Source organism: Streptomyces lothianensis (genome assembly GCF_047779955.1).
Taxonomy (GTDB): Bacteria; Actinomycetota; Actinomycetes; order Streptomycetales; family Streptomycetaceae; genus Streptomyces.
In genome coordinates, this window is the sequence record NZ_JBLMKT010000193.1 from 1 (window position 1) to 204 (window position 204).

Here is a 204-nt window from a genome sequence, read left to right on the forward strand (position 1 = left end):
AACTCCCCCTCGACCACCCCCGACCCGCCCTCGCCACCCACACCGGCGACACGGTCGACTTCCGTATCCCTGCAGACGTCCACCGCGAGTTGACCGCGCTCGCCGCTCGGACCGGCACCACCCCGTTCATGGTGCTGCACGCGGCTCTGGCAGCGGTCCTGTCCCGGCTCGGCGCGGGCACGGACATCCCCGTGGGAACCGTGG

The 204-nt window shown here is 72.5% G+C and carries 1 protein-coding gene; it reads left to right on the forward strand.

Annotation, left to right across the window (positions count from 1 at the left end; translation table 11 throughout):
- Nucleotides 1–204 (forward strand): condensation domain-containing protein (locus ACLF6P_RS30195; RefSeq protein WP_415954626.1); only part of this gene is annotated, 204 nt, incomplete at both ends.